15 protein-coding genes and 1 other RNA gene are annotated in these 19776 nt (G+C 61.9%); 12 read left to right on the forward strand and 4 right to left on the reverse strand.

The window, feature by feature from the left end:
- Positions 1-177 precede the first annotated feature (177 nt).
- From OZY47_RS02935 to OZY47_RS02955, 5 genes are all read left to right on the forward strand, one after another.
- A complete protein-coding gene (locus OZY47_RS02935; protein WP_277178581.1) occupies positions 178-411 on the forward strand; it encodes a DUF3046 domain-containing protein in 234 nt (77 codons plus the stop codon).
- A gap of 320 nt (positions 412-731) precedes the next feature.
- Positions 732-1916: a recombinase RecA gene (gene recA / locus OZY47_RS02940; RefSeq protein WP_277178583.1), complete on the forward strand. Its 1185-nt coding sequence runs from the start codon at positions 732-734 to the stop codon at positions 1914-1916.
- 300 nt (positions 1917-2216) lie between these two features.
- On the forward strand, positions 2217-2990 hold the full coding sequence (locus tag OZY47_RS02945; RefSeq protein ID WP_277178585.1) for a regulatory protein RecX: 774 nt from the start codon (positions 2217-2219) through the stop codon (positions 2988-2990).
- 299 nt (positions 2991-3289) lie between these two features.
- Positions 3290-3673, forward strand: coding sequence for a hypothetical protein (locus OZY47_RS02950; protein WP_277178587.1), 384 nt, complete (start codon positions 3290-3292; stop codon positions 3671-3673).
- 5 nt (positions 3674-3678) lie between these two features.
- On the forward strand, positions 3679-4329 hold the full coding sequence (locus tag OZY47_RS02955; protein WP_277178589.1) for a nucleotidyl transferase AbiEii/AbiGii toxin family protein: 651 nt from the start codon (positions 3679-3681) through the stop codon (positions 4327-4329).
- 103 nt (positions 4330-4432) lie between these two features.
- On the opposite strand, the gene rnpB is transcribed toward OZY47_RS02955, so the two are convergent.
- An RNA gene (rnpB, locus tag OZY47_RS02960) (RNase P RNA component class A) lies at positions 4433-4804 on the reverse strand.
- 177 nt (positions 4805-4981) lie between these two features.
- Between rnpB and raiA the strand changes: the two genes are divergently transcribed.
- From raiA to trpD, 3 genes are all read left to right on the forward strand, one after another.
- Entirely contained in the window at positions 4982-5701 is a 720-nt protein-coding gene (gene raiA / locus OZY47_RS02965; protein WP_277178591.1) for a ribosome-associated translation inhibitor RaiA, read from the forward strand.
- Between the two features lie 298 nt (positions 5702-5999).
- Entirely contained in the window at positions 6000-9023 is a 3024-nt protein-coding gene (secA, locus tag OZY47_RS02970) for a preprotein translocase subunit SecA (RefSeq protein ID WP_277178593.1), read from the forward strand.
- Between the two features lie 246 nt (positions 9024-9269).
- Positions 9270-10319 carry an anthranilate phosphoribosyltransferase gene (gene trpD, locus OZY47_RS02975; RefSeq protein ID WP_277178595.1) on the forward strand — a complete coding sequence of 350 codons (1050 nt, stop codon included), beginning with the start codon at positions 9270-9272 and terminating at the stop codon, positions 10317-10319.
- A 594-nt stretch (positions 10320-10913) separates the two neighbouring features.
- Here the strand turns inward: trpD and OZY47_RS02980 are convergent.
- The gene (locus OZY47_RS02980; RefSeq protein WP_277178597.1) at positions 10914-11942 is read right to left on the reverse strand and encodes a LacI family DNA-binding transcriptional regulator; all 1029 of its coding nucleotides are present in this window, start codon (positions 11940-11942) and stop codon (positions 10914-10916) included.
- A gap of 337 nt (positions 11943-12279) precedes the next feature.
- Here OZY47_RS02980 and OZY47_RS02985 point away from each other — a divergent pair, with 337 nt between their 5' ends.
- The 3 genes from OZY47_RS02985 to OZY47_RS02995 all read left to right on the forward strand — a co-directional run bounded on the left by OZY47_RS02985 (position 12280) and on the right by OZY47_RS02995 (position 15442).
- Positions 12280-13023, forward strand: a complete 744-nt coding sequence (locus OZY47_RS02985) for a glutamine amidotransferase (protein ID WP_277178599.1) — start codon at positions 12280-12282, stop codon at positions 13021-13023.
- A 196-nt stretch (positions 13024-13219) separates the two neighbouring features.
- Positions 13220-14203 (forward strand): DMT family transporter, encoded by a 984-nt coding sequence (locus tag OZY47_RS02990; RefSeq protein ID WP_277178601.1) that lies wholly within the window; start codon positions 13220-13222, stop codon positions 14201-14203.
- Positions 14204-14419: 216 nt separating this feature from the next.
- A complete protein-coding gene (locus OZY47_RS02995; RefSeq protein ID WP_277178603.1) occupies positions 14420-15442 on the forward strand; it encodes a linear amide C-N hydrolase in 1023 nt (340 codons plus the stop codon).
- A 342-nt stretch (positions 15443-15784) separates the two neighbouring features.
- Here OZY47_RS02995 and OZY47_RS03000 read toward each other — a convergent pair whose 3' ends face one another.
- The gene (locus OZY47_RS03000; protein ID WP_277178605.1) at positions 15785-17908 is read right to left on the reverse strand and encodes a BspA family leucine-rich repeat surface protein; all 2124 of its coding nucleotides are present in this window, start codon (positions 17906-17908) and stop codon (positions 15785-15787) included.
- A 516-nt stretch (positions 17909-18424) separates the two neighbouring features.
- Positions 18425-18943 carry a hypothetical protein gene (locus OZY47_RS03005; RefSeq protein WP_277178608.1) on the reverse strand — a complete coding sequence of 173 codons (519 nt, stop codon included), beginning with the start codon at positions 18941-18943 and terminating at the stop codon, positions 18425-18427.
- A 75-nt stretch (positions 18944-19018) separates the two neighbouring features.
- Here OZY47_RS03005 and OZY47_RS03010 point away from each other — a divergent pair, with 75 nt between their 5' ends.
- Positions 19019-19738: a lysophospholipid acyltransferase family protein gene (locus OZY47_RS03010; protein ID WP_277178610.1), complete on the forward strand. Its 720-nt coding sequence runs from the start codon at positions 19019-19021 to the stop codon at positions 19736-19738.
- The last annotated feature ends 38 nt before the right edge of the window (positions 19739-19776 follow it).

Here is a 19776-nt window from a genome sequence, read left to right on the forward strand (position 1 = left end):
CGTTCGTAGATAACGAACCTGTGGCATAAGGCTCCCCGCCGTTTGGCGAGGGGCCTTTTGCGTGCTCGAGGTCGCTTCCGGGCGGGCTTGTTGTGGGCTGTTTTGTTGGTTGCTTGGTAGCGCTTTCCGTGGGCTTGCTCGTGGTTTCTTTTCGCGCTGGTTCGGTATGCTGATGGCGTGCGTGAACGTGAATTCTGGCAATTGCTCGACGAGGTCCTCGGCCATTCCTACGGCCGGTCGATCGCCCACGACCAGGTGCTGACCCAGCTCGACGACATGACGGTGGTGGAGGCGCTCGCCGCCGGCGTGGAGCCGCGCGTGGTGTGGAACGTGCTGTGCGACCAGCTTGAGATTCCCGATTCGAAACGCTGGGGCAAGGACCACAACGCCCCGCCGCTGCCCGCGAAGTAGATGGCGGCGATTTTCGGGGGAGACGTGCGCTTGGAGCGACGGAGCGTTTGTTGCTGCTATACAACATGAAAAGTTATCCACATTTTGCTGTGGCGCGACTCCCGTATTCGAACAAATGTTCGTATCTGGCGCTACAATAAAGTCAAGAAAACATGAGGCAATTTCGGTGTCTTGTGGCCTGTTGGTTCGAAAAGCCTTGGAAATCACGGCGTGTCGAAATGCCAACCGTTCGACCACATAACCCCGTTTGGCTTGTGTGGCCGAGGTTCGCTTCCGTAAGGTGGAGGGCGTAAGGCCAAACAAATGCTAAAGGAGAACGAATGGCGCAGAAGAACACATCGAAAGATGGCAAGGTGAAGAACCTCAAGGCCGAGGAGAGCAAGGGCCAGGGCATCGACCCGCGCAGGCAGGCGGCGCTCGACACCGCGTTGAAGCAGGTCGAGAAGAGCTTCGGCAAGGGCTCGGCCATGCGGCTTGGCGACAAGCCCGTGCAGAACGTCGAGGTCATCCCCACCGGCTCGCTCGCCCTTGACATGGCGCTGGGTATCGGGGGGCTGCCGCGCGGCAGGATCGTGGAGATCTATGGCCCGGAGTCCTCGGGCAAGACCACGTTGGCGCTGCATGCCGTCGCCAACGCGCAGAAGGCCGGCGGCGTGGCGGCCTATATCGACGCCGAGCACGCGCTCGATCCGGTCTATGCCAAGAAGCTCGGGGTCGACACCGATTCCCTGATTATCTCCCAGCCCGACAACGGCGAGCAAGCGCTTGAGATCGCCGACATGCTGGTGCGTTCCGGCGCGCTCGACGTCGTGGTCATCGATTCGGTAGCCGCCTTGGTGCCCAAGGCCGAGATCGAGGGCGAGATGGGCGACAGCCACGTCGGCCTGCAGGCCAGGCTCATGAGCCAGGCGCTGCGCAAGATGACCGGCGCGCTTTCGCAGTCCGGCACCACGGCCATTTTCATCAACCAACTGCGTGAGAAGATCGGCGTCTTCTTCGGCAGCCCGGAGACCACCACCGGCGGCAAGGCGCTGAAGTTCTACGCCTCGGTGCGTCTCGACATCAGGCGTATCCAGACCATCAAGAACGGTGACGAGGCGGTGGGCAACCGCACCAAGGTGAAGGTCGTCAAGAACAAGATGGCCCCGCCCTTCAAGTTCGCCGAGTTCGACATCCTCTACGGCGAGGGCATCTCCAAGGAGGGCTCCGTGCTCGACATGGCGTTGCAGTGCGACGTCGTCAAGAAGTCGGGCTCGTGGTTCACCTACGAGGGCGACCAGCTGGGGCAGGGGCGCGAAAACGTGCGCCAGTTCCTCAAAGACAACCCGGCCCTCACCGAGGAGATCGAGCGCAAGGTCAAGGTCAAATACGGCCTTATTCCCGACGATTCCGCCGCCGACGGCGATGGGAACGAGACTTCCGACACGGATGTCTCGGCCTCCGCGGGCGATGCCGCCGACACCACTGGCAAGGCCGATGCCGAAGCCGGTTCGAACAAAGGCTGACCGGTGATCAGCGTCGAGGACTTTCTGGATCGTCATCCTCCCACCATCGAGCGGGAGGATGACGATTCGACTCTCCAGACGTCCGATCGGGCTCAGAAGTCGGCTGAGGGGCCGGAGGATCCTGCCGATTGGCGCAAGAAGCGGGGCCAAAGCGATGTCTCGTCAAGGTCAGGTTTCTCGTCGGCTCGTTTCGGCGATAACTTGTCTGATGACTCAGAAGGACCGTTGGCGGATTCTGCATCGGCGACGAGAAGCTTTGACCATGCTGGATCGGCGTCGAGTGTTCTTGACGATTCCAGTTTGGCTTTGGACGTTGTCGACGAAACCGCATCGGCAACAGGCGCTGTTGCTGGTCTGGGAAGAGCAACATCCGGGCGAAGTGATGGCAAGGGGTCGCAGAGCCATGCCAAGAAGCGCAGGCCCAACGCCTCGCATACCCATGCGGTGCCGGTGGTCAGCGCCTACACCAGTGGTTTCGGGGGAAGCCTCGACGTCGATGACCAGCCCGACCAGCGCAGGAAATACCGTCGTCGTGGCCGTGGGCACAACAATTACCGGCCGAGATACCGCACCGGCAAACCGGTCCGTCGTGTTCCCGACGATCCCGCGGACGTGGACGCGTGCCGCGAGGCCGCATTGACTCTGCTTGATTCGGCCGCCCGCTCATCTGGCGCTTTGACGAAGAGGCTCGTCCACAAGGGCTACGATCCGGTGGTCTCGCGGCAGGTGGTCGACCGTCTGGTCGAGATCCATCTCATCGACGACGAGGATTACGCGCGTTCGGTCATTCGCTCGTGTGCCTCGAGGATGCTTGGCTCGCGCGGCGCCCAGATGGAGCTCAAGCGCAAAGGTGTCGAGGATCGTTTGGCCTCGCAGGTGGTGCGCGAGGCCCGTGAACAAGGCGTTTTTGAAGACAGCGTCTGGCAGCTGGGCCGCAAGGTCGCCGCCAAGACGGAGGGCATGGACCGCCAGGTGCGCCGTCGCCGTTTCTGGTCGGCCGGAGGCCGCAAAGGCCACGACCCCGAGGCCTTGCGCCGAGTCTCCCACGACCTTTTCGACAATCCGGTGGAGTGAATGACGTGCTTGGTGTTCTGAAGCCAGCAGCAAGGCGTTTCGCTTGAAATATGGAGCAATATGTAAGCTCATGGCTTCGGAGTATGGGAAAGGCCAATGGGTGAATGAACAAAAGGACGTTCCATACGGTTGTGGCATACAATTGAAATGGCTGTGAAGTGTTCTATTACTGAGGTGCCAACGAAACAGAGGGAGGCATGATGACTCGATATGTGACGGGATTGCATGCCCTGAATCTTGGCGACCGCTCGGTGACGAGCGGCGATTGGCATTATTCTTCAATGGACTGGCGGCACCCGATGACTCTTGATACCGCCACCTCGCCGTTCGGTTCGTGGGACGTGCATGAGGGGGAGGTGCCGGGTATGGGTCGTATGCCTTTGGCCGGGCATGTGCGCGCCTGCTTGGATTTGGTGGAGCAGGGGATGTACGGAGCGGCGCAGGGCACGCGTGACCAGTTCCTGGACAATCCGGCCACCACCGATGCGTTCATGCGTCAGGTGTGGAAGCTGCGTCGCCGCCGTGGACAGTGGCCTGCGATTGACTGGTTCATGGGTCATGAATACTACGGCCAGTGGCTCGATTTCAAAGACCGAGCCGAGCAGGCGGACGAGGTTGCCTCGGCCGAATCTGACATTGATTCGCTACCGTTGCGGCGTCGTGATGGGTCACACAGGAGGTGAGCCTTATGAGCGTATTCGTCAATCATGATGAGCATAGAGCGGCAATAGACAATATATTGCGTTCGTTGAACGCCCCTGAGTCGAATCCTTTTATTCTTAAAGGTGGCACCGCGCTGATGGCCTGTTATGGGTTGGATCGATTCAGCGAGGATATCGATCTCGACGGCGAGCGTGCCAACATTCCCTCATCGCGTTTCTTCGGGGCGGTGGAAACGGCTTGCCGCAAGCACGGCTACTCATGGCGCAAGGCCAAAGATACACCCGCCATGCGTCGGGCGTTTGTCGATTACGGGAATCCCGAAAGACCGTTGAAAATCGAGGCCAGTTTCCGCCGTAAACAGGTGCCGGCCACGGAGACCACGATGATCAACGGCATCCGCGTCTACACCATCAGCAGGCTTTGCGAGCTCAAGGTCGGCGCATACCTCAATCGTGACAAAATCCGTGACCTGTACGACATCACATTCATTGCGGACCATTACTACGATGAGCTCGACGAGTCCGCCAGACAACATCTGCAGACGGCATTTGAATATAAGGATCTTGAACAGTTCGACTATTTGGTGCGTAGCCAGTCCGACCCGTTGATTGACAATGCGGTGATGGAGGACAGGCTGCTACGCACGCTCGACCGACTCGGACTCATCGCCTCCTAGGTTTGATGCCGTGGGATTGGTGATTTTTGCCGCGACAACTATACTGTAACGGCCATACTGTGACGGCCAGAGCCGGCGACGGTGCCGAGCTGGCGTGAAAAGTGGGGTGAGACCTCTTATACCCCGGGTTCTGTCGTGCGTTTCCGCACGGATGACCATCCATCTCGACCTGACGTCGCCGCCAGGCTCTAGCGGCCTACCCGAAGGCTGGGCGGGCAGCCCATGCCGGATGTGGCATCCGGCGCGCCTTCTGCTTGGCCTTGCTCCCGATGAGGCTTGCCATGCGGTCTCTGTTGCCAGAGGCCCGGTGGTCTCTTACACCGCCGTTTCACCCTTACCCGATTGCTCGGGCGGTCTGTTCTCTGCTGCGCTGGCTCTCAGGTCGCCCTGGGCGGATGTTATCCGCCATCGTGCCCTATGGAGCCCGGAAGTTCCTCAGCCACGAAAACGTGGCCGCGGTCATCAAGAGGTCTCAAGGTTCCAACTATAGCAAATCGTTCCGCTTTAGGGGAAAGCGCGAAGCGAATGGCGTATTATTCAGCCAAGACTCAGGTTTCTCACAGCGTGTCGACTAGACTGGGAACCAACGATGGCGTTAAGGCCGTCGGACAGGAAAGCGGCCGCAAGGTCGCTGATTGACCAGGAGGTCCCCATGGATATCATCGTTACCGGTCGCCATATGCAGGTAAGCCAGAAATTCCGTGATGTTGTCGATACCAAGATGAACCGCGTCACCGGCATCGCGCCCAGCGCCCAGCGCGCTGAGATCGTGGTGAGCCGCGAAGGCAACCCGAGGCAGGCCGACACCGCCAAGCGAGTCGAGATCACGGTCATCGACGGTGCGACGGTGGTGCGCGCGGAGGCCTCGAGTTCCGATGAGTTCAGCGCCCTCGATATCGCCCTCGACAAGCTGACGCTGCGCCTGCGCCGCGCCAAGGACCGCAAGATGACCCGTCGTCGCCGCGATTCGCGCAAGGTGGTCGACAAGGGTGTGCTGCCGCTGGGCGAGCCGATCAGCCCGGAGCCCCCGCAGATGCAGGATTCCGAGCCGGAAGAGCCGGAGCCGCCGCAGACCGACAGCCCGCAGGAGGCCGTCTCCTCCGATCTGGGACCGGGTGAGTCCGTCGAGGTGCAGGTGGGAGACACCCCCATCGTCATCCGCCGCAAGCTGCACATCGCCGAGCCGATGACCATCGACGAGGCGCTCTACGAGATGGAGCTCATCGGCCACGACTTCTTCCTCTTCGTCAACAAGGAGACCAACCGCCCCTCCGTCGTCTACCGTCGCCACGGCTGGAGCTACGGCGTCTTCGAGATCGACACCCCGGAGCACGTCAAGGCCGACGGTGCCGCGCCAGAGAACGCGATGTGACCACGCGGCCTTAATAAGTCGATAAGGCTCTGTGTGCCAACGGCGTGACGTGGCGAATATGGGAAATCTAAGAAGCCACGGGTCGCCGGCGCACAAGCCATCGGGATCCGTCACTGACAACCAGTGGCGGATCCCGTTTCGTCGCCTGAGGCCGCGCTGTGGCGCCAGGTGTCGTTTTGGCGGCGAAAGCGCGGAACCAAGCCGAAAATCTGTGCCGTCGCGTAGGATAATTGATAGTCTGTGCCGAGTTCAGTTACTCGGTCTTGCTCGTTTATGGGAAACGAACTAGGGAGCGAAATTGGTAGATATCGTCGACAAGGCCTTGCGTATGGGCGAAGGCCACCAGCTCAAGAAGCTTGAGAACGTGGCCAAAGCGACCAACGCGCATGAGGATGAGATCGCGGCTCTGAGCGACGAGGAGCTCGCCGGCCAGACGGCGAAATTCAAGGAGCGTCTCGACAACGGCGAGGACCTTGACAAGCTGATGCCCGAGGCGTTCGCCACGGTGCGCGAGGTCTCCAAGCGCACGCTGGGCCAGCGCCACTTCGACGTGCAGCTCATGGGCGGCGCGGCCCTGCACTGGGGCAACATCGCCGAGATGAAGACCGGCGAAGGCAAGACTCTGGTCGCCACCCTTCCCTCATACCTGAACGCCCTGAGCGGCGAGGGCGTGCACATCGTCACCGTCAACGACTACCTCGCCAGCTACCAGAGCGAGCTGATGGGCCGTATCTTCCGCTTCCTGAAGATGGACGTCGGCTGCATCATCACCGACCAGAAGCCCGCCGAACGCCGCAAGCAGTATGAGGCGGACATCACCTACGGCACCAACAACGAGTTCGGTTTCGATTACCTGCGCGACAACATGGCGTGGGACAAGGACGAGCTGGTGCAGCGCGGCCACCACTACGCCATCGTCGATGAGGTCGACTCCATTTTGATCGATGAGGCCCGTACGCCTCTGATCATCTCCGGCCCGGCCGAAGGCGGCGTCACCCGCTGGTACCGCCAGTTCGCCAAGCTGGTCACCAAGCTCACCCGCGACGAGGATTACGAGGTCGACGAGAAGAAGAAGGTCGTCGGCATCCTCGATCCGGGCATCACCAAGGTCGAGGACTTCCTGGGCATCGACAACCTCTACGAGCCCAGCAACACCGCGCTGATCGGCTACCTCAACAACGCCATCAAGGCCAAGGAGCTCTTCCTGCGCGACAAGGACTACGTCGTCACCGGCGGCGAGGTGCTCATCGTCGACGAGCACACGGGCCGTGTGCTGCCCGGCCGTCGCTACAACGAGGGCCTGCACCAGGCGATCGAGGCCAAGGAGGGCGTCGAGGTCAAGGCCGAGAACCAGACCTTCGCGACGATTACCCTGCAGAACTACTTCCGCATGTACGACAAGCTCGCGGGCATGACCGGTACGGCCGAGACCGAGGCCGCCGAGTTCATGAACACCTACAAGCTGGGCGTGCTGCCGATCCCGACCAACAAGCCGATGATCCGCGAGGACAAGGACGACCTGATCTACCGCACCAAGAAGGAGAAGCTCACTGCCATCATCAAGGATGTGGCGCGCCGCTACAAGAAGGGCCAGCCGGTGTTGCTCGGTACCGCCTCCGTGGAGTCCTCCGAGGTCGTCTCTTCGCTGCTCGACGTGGCGAAGATCCCCCACCAGGTTTTGAACGCGAAGCACCACGAGAAGGAGGCCGCGGTCGTCGCGGTCGCCGGACGCAAGGGCGCCATCACCGTGGCCACCAACATGGCCGGTCGAGGCACCGATATCATGCTCGGCGGCAATGTGGAGTTCCTGGCCGACCAGAAGCTCAAGAACGAGGGTTATTCGGCCGACGACACCCCCGAGGAATATGAGAAGCGCTGGCCCGGCACCTTGGCCGAGATGAAGGAGCAGGCCAAGGACGAGCACGACGAGGTCACCGAGCTGGGTGGTCTCTACGTGCTGGGCACCGAGCGCCACGAGTCCCGACGTATCGACAACCAGCTGCGAGGCCGTTCCGGCCGACAGGGCGACCCGGGCGAATCCCGCTTCTACCTGAGTCTCCAGGACGACCTGATGCGTCTGTTCAACACCCAGCTGGTGGCGCGCGTGATGTCGAAGGGCCTGCCTGAGGGCGAGCCAATCGAGTCGAAGAGCGTCTCCAAGGGCGTGCGCACCGCGCAGAAGTCCGTGGAATCCCGCAACTTCGAAATGCGTAAGAACGTCTTGAAATACGACGACGTGATGAACAAGCAGCGCAAGGTCATCTACGCCGAGCGCCAGGCCGTGCTGCGCGGCGTCGACATCCACGACGACGTGCTGCGCTTCATCTCCGAGACGATCGCCAGCTATATCAAGGGCGCCAACAACGAGAGCGACAAGCCCGAGGACTGGGATTGGAAGGGTCTTTTCAAGGCCCTGAACACCGTATACCCCGTGGGTGTGGAGCTGGACGACGCCAAGGATGCCACCGACGGGCTCAAGGGCGAGAAGGCCACCAAGGCCTTGCAGGACCTGCTCTACGAGGACGCCAAGAAGCAGTACGACGGCTTCAAGGACAAGATCGGCGAGGACGGGCTGGGCCAGCTCGAGCGCCGCGTGGTGCTCGCTGTGCTCGACAAGAAGTGGCGTGAGCACCTCTACGAGATGGACTACTTGAAGGACGGCATCGGTCTGCGTGGCATGGGCCAGCGCGATCCGTTGGTCGAGTACCAGCGCGAAGGCTACCAGATGTACAACAAGATGATCGACGCCATCAAGGAGGAGAGCGTGCAGCTGCTCTTCCACGTCGACATCGAGCAGGTGGGCAAGAGCGACGAGGCCGAAGGCGAAGCGGACGACCAGAGCGATGAGTCCCAGGCCGTCGACGAGGCCGCGGACGCCGTCGACAGCGCCTCCAAGGAAGCCGAGGACGAGGAGTCGAAGGGCACGATCACCTCCGCCCCTGGAGACCCGGACGCCGAGGATGAGGACGCCGACGAGGATGAGGTTGCCGAGGAGAAGGCCGAGAAGGCCGGCAAGAAGACGGCTGCCAAGAAGGCGACGACCGTGAAGAAGGACGCTGCCAAGAAGCCCGCCGCCGAGTCCAAGAGCGATTCCGCGAAGAGCGAGCCCACCGGCATCGTCGGCCCCGAGCCGCTGAGCCACGCCGAAGGCAAGGTCTCGCCGAGCAAGCGCCCGAAGTCCTCCGAGCTCAAGAGCCCGTGGGCCGACGGTCGCACGTTCCCCGGCACCTCCAAGAACGCGCCGTGCCCCTGCGGTTCCGGTCGCAAGTACAAGATGTGCCACGGCCAGAACGAGAAGGCCGAAAAGGCTGAGAAGAAGTAAGTTCGGCTGATACGGTTTCATGACGATATGGCGGGCGTTGCCTTCGGGCGCGCCCGTCTTTCGTATACGCGGTGAAGCGAAGGGTGGCCGCCACCAGCCTGGCCGCCGCCCGCCAGCATGTGGGATATGGCGGCGAAGGCGAGAGAGGTGTCTTAGAATAATAGATAACTTCCATCGCATAAGCGGTGGGGTTCCATAACTATTTGATGTGCGGCTTCGGCCGCATTCGCGTCGCAGGAGGGCGATATGGCTGAGATCACATGGAAGTCGATACTCACCAAGCTGGTCGGAGGAGACCACCTGAACGCGGAGGAATCACGATGGTACGTCGATGAGCTCATGAAGGGCAACGCCAACCCGGCCGCCGTCGGCGCGGTGCTCTCGATGCAGCAGCAGCTGGGGCTCACCGAGCAGGAGGTCGCCGGATCGGCCGAGGCCATGGTCTCGCACGCCGTCCCGCTCAAGGTCTCGGGCGAGACCACCGACATCGTCGGCACCGGTGGCGATGGCGCGGCCACCGTCAACCTGTCGACCATGGGCTCCGTGGTCGCCGCGGCTTCGGGCGTCAAGATCGTCAAGCACGGCAACCGCGCGGCCTCGTCGAAGTGCGGCGCGGCCGATGTGATCGAGGCACTGGGCATCCCGCTCGACCTCGACCCGGAGGCCGTCGGCGAGATCGGCGATGAGATCGGCATTACCTTCGCCTTCGCCAAGACCTTCCATCCTTCGATGCGCTTCGTGGGCCCGGTGCGTTCGGCGCTCGGCATCCCTTGCGTCTTCAACGTTTTGGGGCCTCTGACCAACCCGGCCAACCCGAAGCACGTGGCCATTGGCTGCGCGGACCGTTTGCTGAGTCCCCTGATGGCGGGCGTCTACGCGGGCCGTGGCCAGACCGGCATGGTCTACACCTCCGCCGAAGGTCTCGACGAGATGGCGCCCACGGGCCCCGTCTCCGTCTGGGAGATCGCCGACGGCAAGGTCACCGAAACCGATTTCGACCCCGTCGAGGAGCTGGGCCTGAAGAAGATCGACGTCTCGGCGCTGCGCGGTGGCGAGCCCAAGGAGAACGCCGCCATCTTCCGCCGGTTCATGAAGGGTGAGGACATCCCGCCGCGCGAGACGGTGCTTCTGAACGCCGCCTCCGCCATCGTCGCCGACGGCCATCAGGTCGACGCCGGCGCGAGCCTGGGCGACCGGTTCCGCAAGGCCTACCAAATCGCCAAGGACACCGTGGACTCGGGCAAGGCCGAGGCCCTGCTGGAGCGTTGGATCGAGGTCTCGAACGCCGCCAAGTGATGCGCGCTTGGTTGTAGGTTCGGCCGCCAATTTGGCGTCCGGGCAGGTATAACTGAAACAGTTTCAATCAAAGGTGTGGGCCAGCTGGAATAATCCGGCTGGCCCGCACCTTTTCTTGTGTCGAGAAGGGGCCATTCGGTGAGCTGTGAGTGTCTGTTTTGGGCATTGGACGGCGGAGTTGCCGGGAATGGCCCGTTCCTGCCCCTAACGGGTCGTTCCTGCCCCTAATAGCACATTTTAAAGCCCGAAAATGTATCGTTAGGGGCAGGATCTACCTTTTAGGGGCAGGAAGAAGGGGTGCGAGCCGGGATATTTGGTCTATGACCGGGGTGGTTTGGCCCTGTGGGGTGGTGTTGGCTCGCGTGGACGGTCGGCCTTGTGGGGTGGTGCTGGCTCGTGGACGGTCGGCCTTGTGGGGTGGTGCTGGCTCGTGGACGGTCTGCCTGCGGGGTTCGCGGGTGTGTAGGGGCTTGGGGGTAGCTCCGTTTTGGCCTGTGGGGCGGTTCCGCGACGGGCCGCTGCGCCGGGCTGCACGTCACCTTGGGCGGCTTCGAGCGGGGCCGTTCCATGACGGGCCGATGCGCCAGTCTCGCCTCAGCCGGTGTGCTTCACCCTCGCGGCGGATTCGCCAATCGTCAGCGTCAGCGGCAGGCGGATGTTGGTCTCCAGCTGGTGCTCGTCCGACCCGTCGCTCTGCAGCAGCAGGTTGAAGGCCGCGGAGGCCATGTCGTCGATCGGCTGGGTGAGGGTGGTGAGCGTGGGATGCAGCCACTTGCCGATGCGGATGCCGTCACAGCCGACCACGGAGAGGTCGTGGGGGATGGAGATGGCGTACTGCTTGCAGGCCGAGATCAGCCCGATCGCCACGATGTCGGAACCGGCGAAGACCGCCGTGGGGCGCTCGTCGAGCTGAACGAGATAGGTGAGCACGTTGGCGCCGTATTCCTCGGTGTAGGGCCCGGAGAAGACCAGGCGCGAGTCGAAGGGGATGCCGGCGTCCTTGAGCGCCGCCTTGTAGCCGCGCAGGCGCTCGCCGGCGGTGCTGAGTTTGTTGGGCCCGGAGATGTGGGCGATGCGCCGGTGGCCCAGGCCGATGAGGTATGAGGTGGCCTGGTAAGCGCCCGAATAGTTGTCGACGGCGACGATGTTGGGCTTGGGGTTGTCGGGGATGGAGATGTCCTCGTCGAGCAGCACGAGCTTCATGTCGGTGGAGACCAGGTGGTTGAGCGCCGCGTTGGTGCGGTGCATGCCCGCGTAGATCAGGCCGGTGAACCGCCCGGACTGCATCACCGTGTTGACCAGCTTCGATTCCATGCGCGCCTGCCGGTTGGAGGCCATGATCTCGAGGACGAGGTTGTTGGCCTGGGCTCGCGTGATGAGGGCGTCGGAAAGCGCGGAATAGAAGGGATTCGTGAGCTCCGGGACGATGAGCGCCACCTCCGTGTTGGAAGCGTGGGAGTTGGCGGCGAAGCGGGACGGCTGGCGCACATAGCCCAGCTCGTTGGCCGCGTTGACGATCTTCTCCTCGGTGTCGGCCTTGATCGCGAGCTGCCCGTGGAGGTACCTGGAGACCGTGGAGGTGGAGACCCCCGCCTTCTTGGCCACTTGAGAGAGAGAAACCATGTCTTTCCTTGTCCGTTCCGTCCGCGCCGGCCCCGTCCGGCCACGCATGACGTTGCGTGGTTTGCGAACCAGGGGCGGCGATACGTCGGCAATGGCTCGCGGGTCGAACGCGGTTGACTTCTATCAATAGTGTATACGAGACAGGGCCAAAACGGCCTTGTTTACGGCCTGTTGCGCCGATGTCGGTCGTGTTGGTACCGCCACGATGTGGTCATCAAGTGGTCACGGAGTGATCGAAATGATTTGACATTACGAAACATATTGATAATATAAAAGCAATGTTGCGCAACGTTACGCAATATATGATATTCAGAAATTCACCGTTGAAGGGGAACATATGGCTAAGGTATTGCTAGCTGGAGAATCCTGGATCTCGTCCACGACGGAATACAAGGGGTTCGATTCGTTTACCAGCACCAGGCTTGAGATCGGCTGCGAGAAGCTGCTGGACGCTCTGCACGGCTGTGGCCACGAGGTCACGCATCTGCTCGCGCACGACGTGCAGCGCTATTTCCCCACGACGATGGACGAGCTCGACCAGTACGACGTCGTGCTCCTCTCCGACATCGGCTCCAACTCGCTGCTGCTCTCCGCCCAGGTCTTCGACCAAGGCAAAGCGATGCCCAACCGCATGGCGCTGCTGCGCGACTGGGTGAAAGGCGGCGGCGGACTGATGATGGCCGGCGGCTACCTCTCCTTCGGCGGTTTCGAAGGCAAGGCGCACTACGCCGGCACCCCCGTCGAGCAGGCGCTGCCCGTCGAGATCCTGCCCTACGACGACCGCGTGGAGTCGCCCCAGGGAGTCACCCCGAAGTGCGTGGCCGCCGGATCCATCGCCGACGGGCTGGGGGAGTTCCCCAAGATCCTCGGCTACCAGAAGGCGAAGCCCAAGCAAGGCAGCGATGTGCTGATGACCGTCGACGACGCGCCGCTGCTCATCACCGGCGAATTCGGCTCGGGGCGCTCGCTGGCCTATATGTCCGACGTCGCGCCGCATTGGGCGCCTGAGGAGTTTATGGACTGGTCGAATTATGGCGAGTTCTTCTCCCGGTGCATCAACTGGCTGGCCGGCAAAGACTGACAGCTGACGGCTGATACCTGACAACTGACAGCTGACACGGTGGGTTCCGCGCGCTCAATGCAACATATGGCAACGAACTCATCCTCGACATCACCAACTTCCGGAATCTATACATCCCCGAATCTCAACAATATATCTGTGTGGTACGTAGTTCATACATGAAAAAGAAGAACACAACAAGGAAAGAAGAAGAATCATGGCTGATACACAGCAGTCGAAATCCAAAGGCGGGAAGGCGATAGCGGTTCCGCTTCTGTTCATCGCCACGGTGCTGGCCGGCATGCTCTCGCCGATGCAGTCCGCGGTCAACGGGCAGGTGGGCAAGGAACTGGGCGACGGCAACGCCTCCGCGGTCGTCTCCTTCGGCTCCGGCCTGGTCGTCATGGCCATCATCATCCTGGCGCGCGGCAGCACCCGCCACCAGTTCGCCTCGATCCCCGGCAAGATCAAGTCCCATGACATTCCTTGGTGGAACTGGCTGGCCGGCTGCTGCGGCGCCATGGTGGTCTTCTCCGAAGGCGCCACCGCCTCCATCCTCGGCGTGGCGACCTTCCAGACCGCGCTGATTTCCGGCATGGTCATCTCCGGCCTGCTGTGCGACCGCTTCGGCATCGGCGTCGACGTCAAGCAGCCCTTCAACATCCCCCGTATCCTCGGCGCGCTGCTCGCCATCGCCGCAACCGTGCTCGTCGTGCTCCCCAGCTGGCATGCCCCCTCGATGATCGCGCTGGTCATTCTGCCGTTCCTCGCAGGCCTGCTCGCCGGCTGGCAGCCCGCCGGCAACGACGCCGTTGCCCGTGAGACCGGCTCCATGCTCGTCTCCATCACCTGGAACTTCATCGTCGGCTTCTGCGTGCTCGGCGCGGTGCTCGTGGTGCGCATCCTGCTCGGCAGCGTCAAGTTCCACCTGCCCACCACCTGGTGGATGTACCTCGGCGGCCCGCTCGGCCTGCTCTCCATCGCGCTGATGGCGCTTCTGGTGCGCGGCCTCGGCCTGCTGCTGCTCGGCCTGGCCTCCACCGCCGGCCAGCTCATCGGCTCCGTGCTCATCGACCTCTTGGTGCCGGCCCTCGGCAGCCACGTCTACATGGTCACCGTCCTCGGCGCCCTGGTCGCCCTCATCGGCGCTGGCATCGCCATGGTCCCCTCGGCCAAGAAAGAGGAGACCATCGAGCGCTAGCTGTTAGGCGCTAGTCGCTAGCAGTTAAGCGTTAGCCAAGTGATGTGCCGCCATCGGTTTCGGTCCGGTGGCGGCATGGCTTGGGGTGTTAGGCGTCGTTAAAAGCGTTGTTATAAATGTCAAATGCGACGGTTAACACGACCGTCAGAATAATTCGGTATATCAAGTCAATGTATTCGCGGCAATACGCGAGGTCATCGCAAAGGAGTGATAGGCATGTGCACTGGCATCGAGATGATCAGCAAACAGGGCCACCCATATTGGGGCAGGACCCAGGATTTCGAGCAGAACTTCGAGTACGCGGGCATCAAGATTCCCGCCGGAACGATGATCGAATCCACATACACGCCGTTCAGCACCAAGCACGCGGTGATGGGCATCGTCTGGGCGCAGGACGTCCACAAGTTCCCGGTGGTGCTCGACGGCATCAACGACCGCGGGGTGTGCGGCGGGTCGTTCTATTTCGACCATTTCTTCCGTTACGCGCCCACTGACGAGATCCGCAAGTCTGGCAAGACCGCCCTGCGCGGCGAGGAGCTGGTGACCTGGATTTTGACGCAATATGGCTCGCTGGACGAGATCGTGGAGAACCTCAACGCCGACCTCGGCATCACCACCGACAAGGGCCCGATGATGGGCATGTCGGTGCCGCAGCATGCCGTCTTCCAGGATGAGAGTGGCCGGTCCATCGTCGTGGAGCCCTCAAAGGAGAACGGGTTCCGCATCTTCGAGAACAAGCTCGGCGTCTTCACCAACGCGCCCACCTTCGACTGGCACTTGAACAACGTCAAGACGCATCTGGAGCGCTCCACCTACCGCACCTACACCTACCGCGACGACGAGCCGATCGACCCGATCCCGCTCGGCGAGCCCACCAGCGGCCTGGTCGGCATCCCCACCGACTACAAGCCGGAGTCGCGCTTTTTGCGCGCCGCCTACGCCAAGCTGCTCTCGGTGGAGGTCAACGACGACGAGGCCGTCAACCAGATCTTCCAGCTGCTCGGCTGCGAGAACACGCCCAAGGGGCTGCTGCGCATCAAGCAGGGCGACGACACGATCTTCGCCTGGACGCAGTATTCGGCGGTCTACGACATCAAGAACAAGGCGCTCTACGCCCACACCTACAACAACCGCACCGTGCGCCTGCTCGAGTTCGGCGACCCGGAGGAGTGGGGCGAAACCCAGTACTTCCGCTTCTACGAGGACAAGCCGACGTATGTGCCGTTCGAGTGCTGGTGAGGGAGTTTGGCTGATTTTGGATTAGCCAGATAGCCAGTGTAATTAGCTGAGATAAGACGGTGGCCGAACCGTTTGGATATTCCAGTATCCAGACCGGTTCGGCCGCCGTTTTTGTTACCTTATGGGATGGGAGACTTTGGCTTTATCTCATGAACTCGGTGGTGATGAGTTTGTGGTGGGTCATTCGGTTGTGAATGGTGGCGGCGACTCTCGCGGTGGTGGACGCGGGTGCCGCCGGATGTGCGGCGTGGTGGTGAGGTTTGTTGTGGGTTACTCAGTTGTGGTGTTGGTGGTGAGTTTCTCAGTGATGGGACGGTGGTGAGCGGTGTAGTGGTTTGAGAATCAGTGGCGGGCCCTCCGGTATTGGGCGTAGGCGCTGGTGGCGATGGCGAGGGCCGCGACCACAGTCAGCACGATGAGGTTGCTGGCCTGCCAGCGCTGGCCGGTGAGCGGCAGCTTGTTGACAGTCGGCTGGACGAGCTTGACGGTGACTGAGGTGGTGTTGGCCTTGTTTTCGATGCCGGCGGGGTGCGTAGGGTCGGTGCCGTCCCCGTCGGCATTGTCCCAGACCTTCACGGTCGCCTCGCTGCCATCCAAGGCCTGCCCGCTGGGGATGTCGACGGCGAACGACCCGTCGGCCGCGCTGACGATCGAGCCGGAGGCGCCCGCCGGCAGCGGTGACCCGTCCGGCTTGGCGCCCGTGGTGGTGCCGTCGGGCCAGGTGACGGTGATCCGGTCGCTCGCCTCGGTGGTGCTGTTCGGCTGGGCGGTGCTGTTCCCGCTGGTGCGGACCACACCCTTGATGGTGGCCTTGACTCCTGCGGCGCTGTTGGCGGTGCGCCCGCCGATGTGGGACTGCAGGCCCGGCGCGACGGTGTCGATGACGAGCTGCTTGCGCGCGGACTCCCCGGTGGTGGAGTTGTCGGCCTGGGTCAGCTTCGACGTGAACCAGACGCTTGTTCCGTTGCCGATGGTGTCGGCGGGGTAGGGGTTGCCGATGGACGTGTAGTCGGCGCTCCAGGTGCCGTCGTCGGGCGCGCTGGCGGTGGTGCCTGTCACTGCTGCGCTCTCAGCGCTGATGCCGGCAGTGCCTCCAGTTGCGGATGGGTATGGCGTGGCAGTGTACTTGTCACCGGTAATAGTACCGCCGGGCATGCTGCCGCTTATAGTCAGGCTGCCCTCGGCGTGCGGCGTGGCTTTGCTGACAGCTGGTGGGGTGAGGGACTGCCACATCGGTGTGAGAATGTTGCTGGCTGCTGAGTAGGGCACGAATCCTCCTGGCTTGTACTTGCCGGTGCCACCATCCTTCCAACCGTTGAGGCGGTAGCCCGGGTTGCTGGCCGTCGGGCACAAGACGGTGGTGGGCATGGCCTCCCCGTTTCCGCAGGCACCGGAGTAGTGGATGTTGATCAGGTATATCCATTCAGGGTTGGGGAAACGGCCTACGGTCATGTTGTTCGTGTTGCTGGCGGTGCTGGCACCGTACATCCATGCGGTCTGTCCCACGTTCTTGTAGACTGGCGTCGCCATGTCGGGATGTTCGGTGCCTATTTCGTAGTAGTCATGGCGTACGGGAGAGGTGTAGATTTTCTCCCACAAGCCAACGAACCCTCCGGGGGCAAGCCAATAGTGGTATTGGTAACCGGGGCGAAAGTCGGTGTTGGGGCCCATTTTGACGCGGTAGAGTTTCGGGCAGCCATTGATCATGAGGGTCTGGTTGGGCAAGTGGCGGCCGAACTTGTCGGGGATGTCGTCGTGGGTGCCGAGCCCGCGCATGTCCCATCCGCTGATGTCGAGGGATTCCAGTGAGGTGCAGTTTTGGAACATGCTGCGCATGTCGGCGACTTGGCGGGTGTCCCAGGCGGAGAGGTTCAAAGTCCTGCCGTTGGGTGTGGAATGCTTCTCCGTGGGTGGGTCTGGGCTACCGACCAGTGCTGCGTCGCTTTGGAACATGCTCAGCATGGTGGTGACGTTGCCGGTGTTCCAGCCGCCGATGTCGAGTTCGGTGAGTTTGGGGCAGTTCTGGAACATGTGGCTCATGTCTGTGACCAGGCTGGTGTCCCACTGGTCCAGACCGGTGATAGTGGTGAGGTTGGCCTGATCGTGGAACATCCAGCCCATCAGGGTGGATCCGCTGGTGTCCAGGTGGGTGACGTCTGCGGTCTTCAGATTGGGTAGGAAGTAGGTGTCGAAGATGCCCCACCCGCTGGTGAGTCTGACCGGCCCGTTGCCGGTGTCCGCGTCCACGACCAGTTTGGTGACGCTTGAATCTTTCCAAGGTATGGGGTTGCTGGCGCTGTCGCCGGTGGTGCCGGTGTCGGGGATGGTGCCATATTCGAGTTCCAGGACGCAGTCATCGCCGTCGACGTGCTCGTTCCAATGGAGCTCATCGGTCGTGCCCCAGGTTTGCTCGCCATCTTGGGAACACACGGCCTGCGGACCGACCGAAGAGTTCGACCTAGTCAATGGTGATAATCCGGATGAAACGCCGGACTGGGATTGTGGAAAAGCGGGGTTTTGCTGGGAGGTTCCCGAGGAGTTCTGTGAGAGGGATTCTCCTGCGTCAGATGAAGGCGACGACGCTGGGTTTTCGGACGTGTCTGTTACAACGCGTTTTTGGGTCAGATTCGCGGGGGGGGGTAGATTCCGGTGCTATTTTCCTGTGCGCCCGCCAAAGGCGACGCTATCGCCAGCGCGAGGACGGCGGAGACGGCCGTGAAAGCGCAGACCACCCGATTGCGTCCAGCCATGAAAAACACCGTTCCCTTCCATAATTTTTGTACTAAAAATTAGCGTCAACAGGTCAAATTGTAACATTAAGTATGACTAAACGTGCAATAAACGTCAAAAGGTACGATAAATAATTTGGTGATTATCGGATTGTAAAACGACAGAAACCCCTCAAAGCAAACGGTTCAAGGGGCTTCGTAAGTCAATTACTTCACGTAATTGAACGCGTCAAAGCGCAAAACGCCGTCGACCTCATACGCGGGAACCGTCGTCAAAATAGCCGGAGCGAGTTTCTGTATGGCCGCGATGCTGGGTGATCAGTCCCGCGGCTCCCACCAGCGCGCACAGTCCGAAGACTGTGGCCAATACGGCCGCAAGCCGTGGCACCAACACGGTGGCGATGAGGCCAAGTATCCCGACGACAAGCAGTACCCAGAACATGACTTTCACCGCGTCGAGATGGCCGAGGTGGGGGTTCGGCGGAGTGAAATCGCTGCCTTCGTCCATAACCTTGTCGGCGTCCAGCCAGCTGGAACCCTCGAAATCCCTCGGACCACGGCCGCTGGCGGGGCCCTCGTCGGCGAACGCGTCGGGGGTGAGGTCGTCGGCCGAAAGCAAGGTCTCCTTCTCCTGACGTTGGGCGCGCTTCTCGAAACGCTTGGCGTTGCGCGACTGGCTGATGTCGCTCAGGTCGTCGGCGTGCTCGGCCTCGAAGCGTTTCCACTCATCGGCCGCCTCGTCAGCGTTGTTGGTATCCTTGGGGCTAGTCATAGCAACCACTCTAATCGGTCGGTCGGCCAATCTCGCCGCCGCACCGCGCATGGTGAAAAGGAAAGGGATTGGCCGATGCTGTATTGGTTTTTCGTCCGTGGACTGGGGCCGATCGCCAGGTGGCGCATGCACCCGGTCGGGGTGGGGGTCGACAACATCCCCAAGACGGGCGGGGCCATCATCGCGGCGAACCATCTGGCCGTTATTGACGACGCGCTGCTGCCGCTCACCAGCCCGCGCATGATTCACTTCATGGGCAAGGCCGAGTATTTCGAGGGCAAGGGGATCAAGGGCCGGTTCATCAAATGGTGGTTCAGCTCCGTGGGCGTCTTTCCCGTGGACCGCTCCGGCGGCTCGAAATCGTTGGGAGCTTTGGCGCACGCGCGCAAGATTTTGGAGGACGGCCATCTTTTCGGCATCCACGTCGAGGGCACCAGAAGCCCGGACGGCAGGCTCTACCGCGGTCACACCGGCGCCGCGAAACTGGCGCTGGAGACCGGCTGCCCGATTGTGCCCGCCGCCGTGGTGGGCAGCAGGACGGTGCAGATGCCCGGGCAGGTCATCCCGAGCAAGGGGCACACCAAGGTGATTTATGGCAAGCCGATTCCCGTGGCCAAGCAGGACCCGGAGACTGTGACGCATGAGCAGCTGCGCGCGTTGACCGACGAGCTGATGGCGCGGATCGCCGAGATGAGCGGGCAGGAATATGTGGACGAGTACGCGCAGACGGTCAAGGCGCGGATGAAGGCGCAGGGTGAGGGCGCGGGCGCGAAGTCCGTGGAGGCTGCAAAGTAACCAGAAGGTTTGCTGCGTTCACATTGTGGTGAACGATT

The sequence above is a fragment of the Bifidobacterium sp. ESL0790 genome, from assembly GCF_029395435.1.
GTDB lineage: Bacteria > Actinomycetota > Actinomycetes > Actinomycetales > Bifidobacteriaceae > Bifidobacterium.

Excerpts from the sequence above, each read along its gene's own strand:
- raiA (WP_277178591.1), top strand. The coding sequence starts at position 4,982 with ATGGATATCATCGTTACCGGTCGCCATATGCAGGTAAGCCAGAAATTC.
- OZY47_RS03010 (WP_277178610.1), top strand. The coding sequence starts at position 19,019 with ATGCTGTATTGGTTTTTCGTCCGTGGACTGGGGCCGATCGCCAGGTGG.
- trpD (WP_277178595.1), top strand. The coding sequence starts at position 9,270 with ATGGCTGAGATCACATGGAAGTCGATACTCACCAAGCTGGTCGGAGGA.
- recA (WP_277178583.1), top strand. The coding sequence starts at position 732 with ATGGCGCAGAAGAACACATCGAAAGATGGCAAGGTGAAGAACCTCAAG.
- OZY47_RS02955 (WP_277178589.1), top strand. The coding sequence starts at position 3,679 with ATGAGCGTATTCGTCAATCATGATGAGCATAGAGCGGCAATAGACAAT.
- OZY47_RS02950 (WP_277178587.1), top strand. The coding sequence starts at position 3,290 with ATGACTCTTGATACCGCCACCTCGCCGTTCGGTTCGTGGGACGTGCAT.
- OZY47_RS02990 (WP_277178601.1), top strand. The coding sequence starts at position 13,220 with ATGGCTGATACACAGCAGTCGAAATCCAAAGGCGGGAAGGCGATAGCG.
- OZY47_RS03005 (WP_277178608.1), bottom strand. The coding sequence starts at position 18,943 with ATGACTAGCCCCAAGGATACCAACAACGCTGACGAGGCGGCCGATGAG.
- OZY47_RS02980 (WP_277178597.1), bottom strand. The coding sequence starts at position 11,942 with ATGGTTTCTCTCTCTCAAGTGGCCAAGAAGGCGGGGGTCTCCACCTCC.
- OZY47_RS02995 (WP_277178603.1), top strand. The coding sequence starts at position 14,420 with ATGTGCACTGGCATCGAGATGATCAGCAAACAGGGCCACCCATATTGG.
- OZY47_RS02985 (WP_277178599.1), top strand. The coding sequence starts at position 12,280 with ATGGCTAAGGTATTGCTAGCTGGAGAATCCTGGATCTCGTCCACGACG.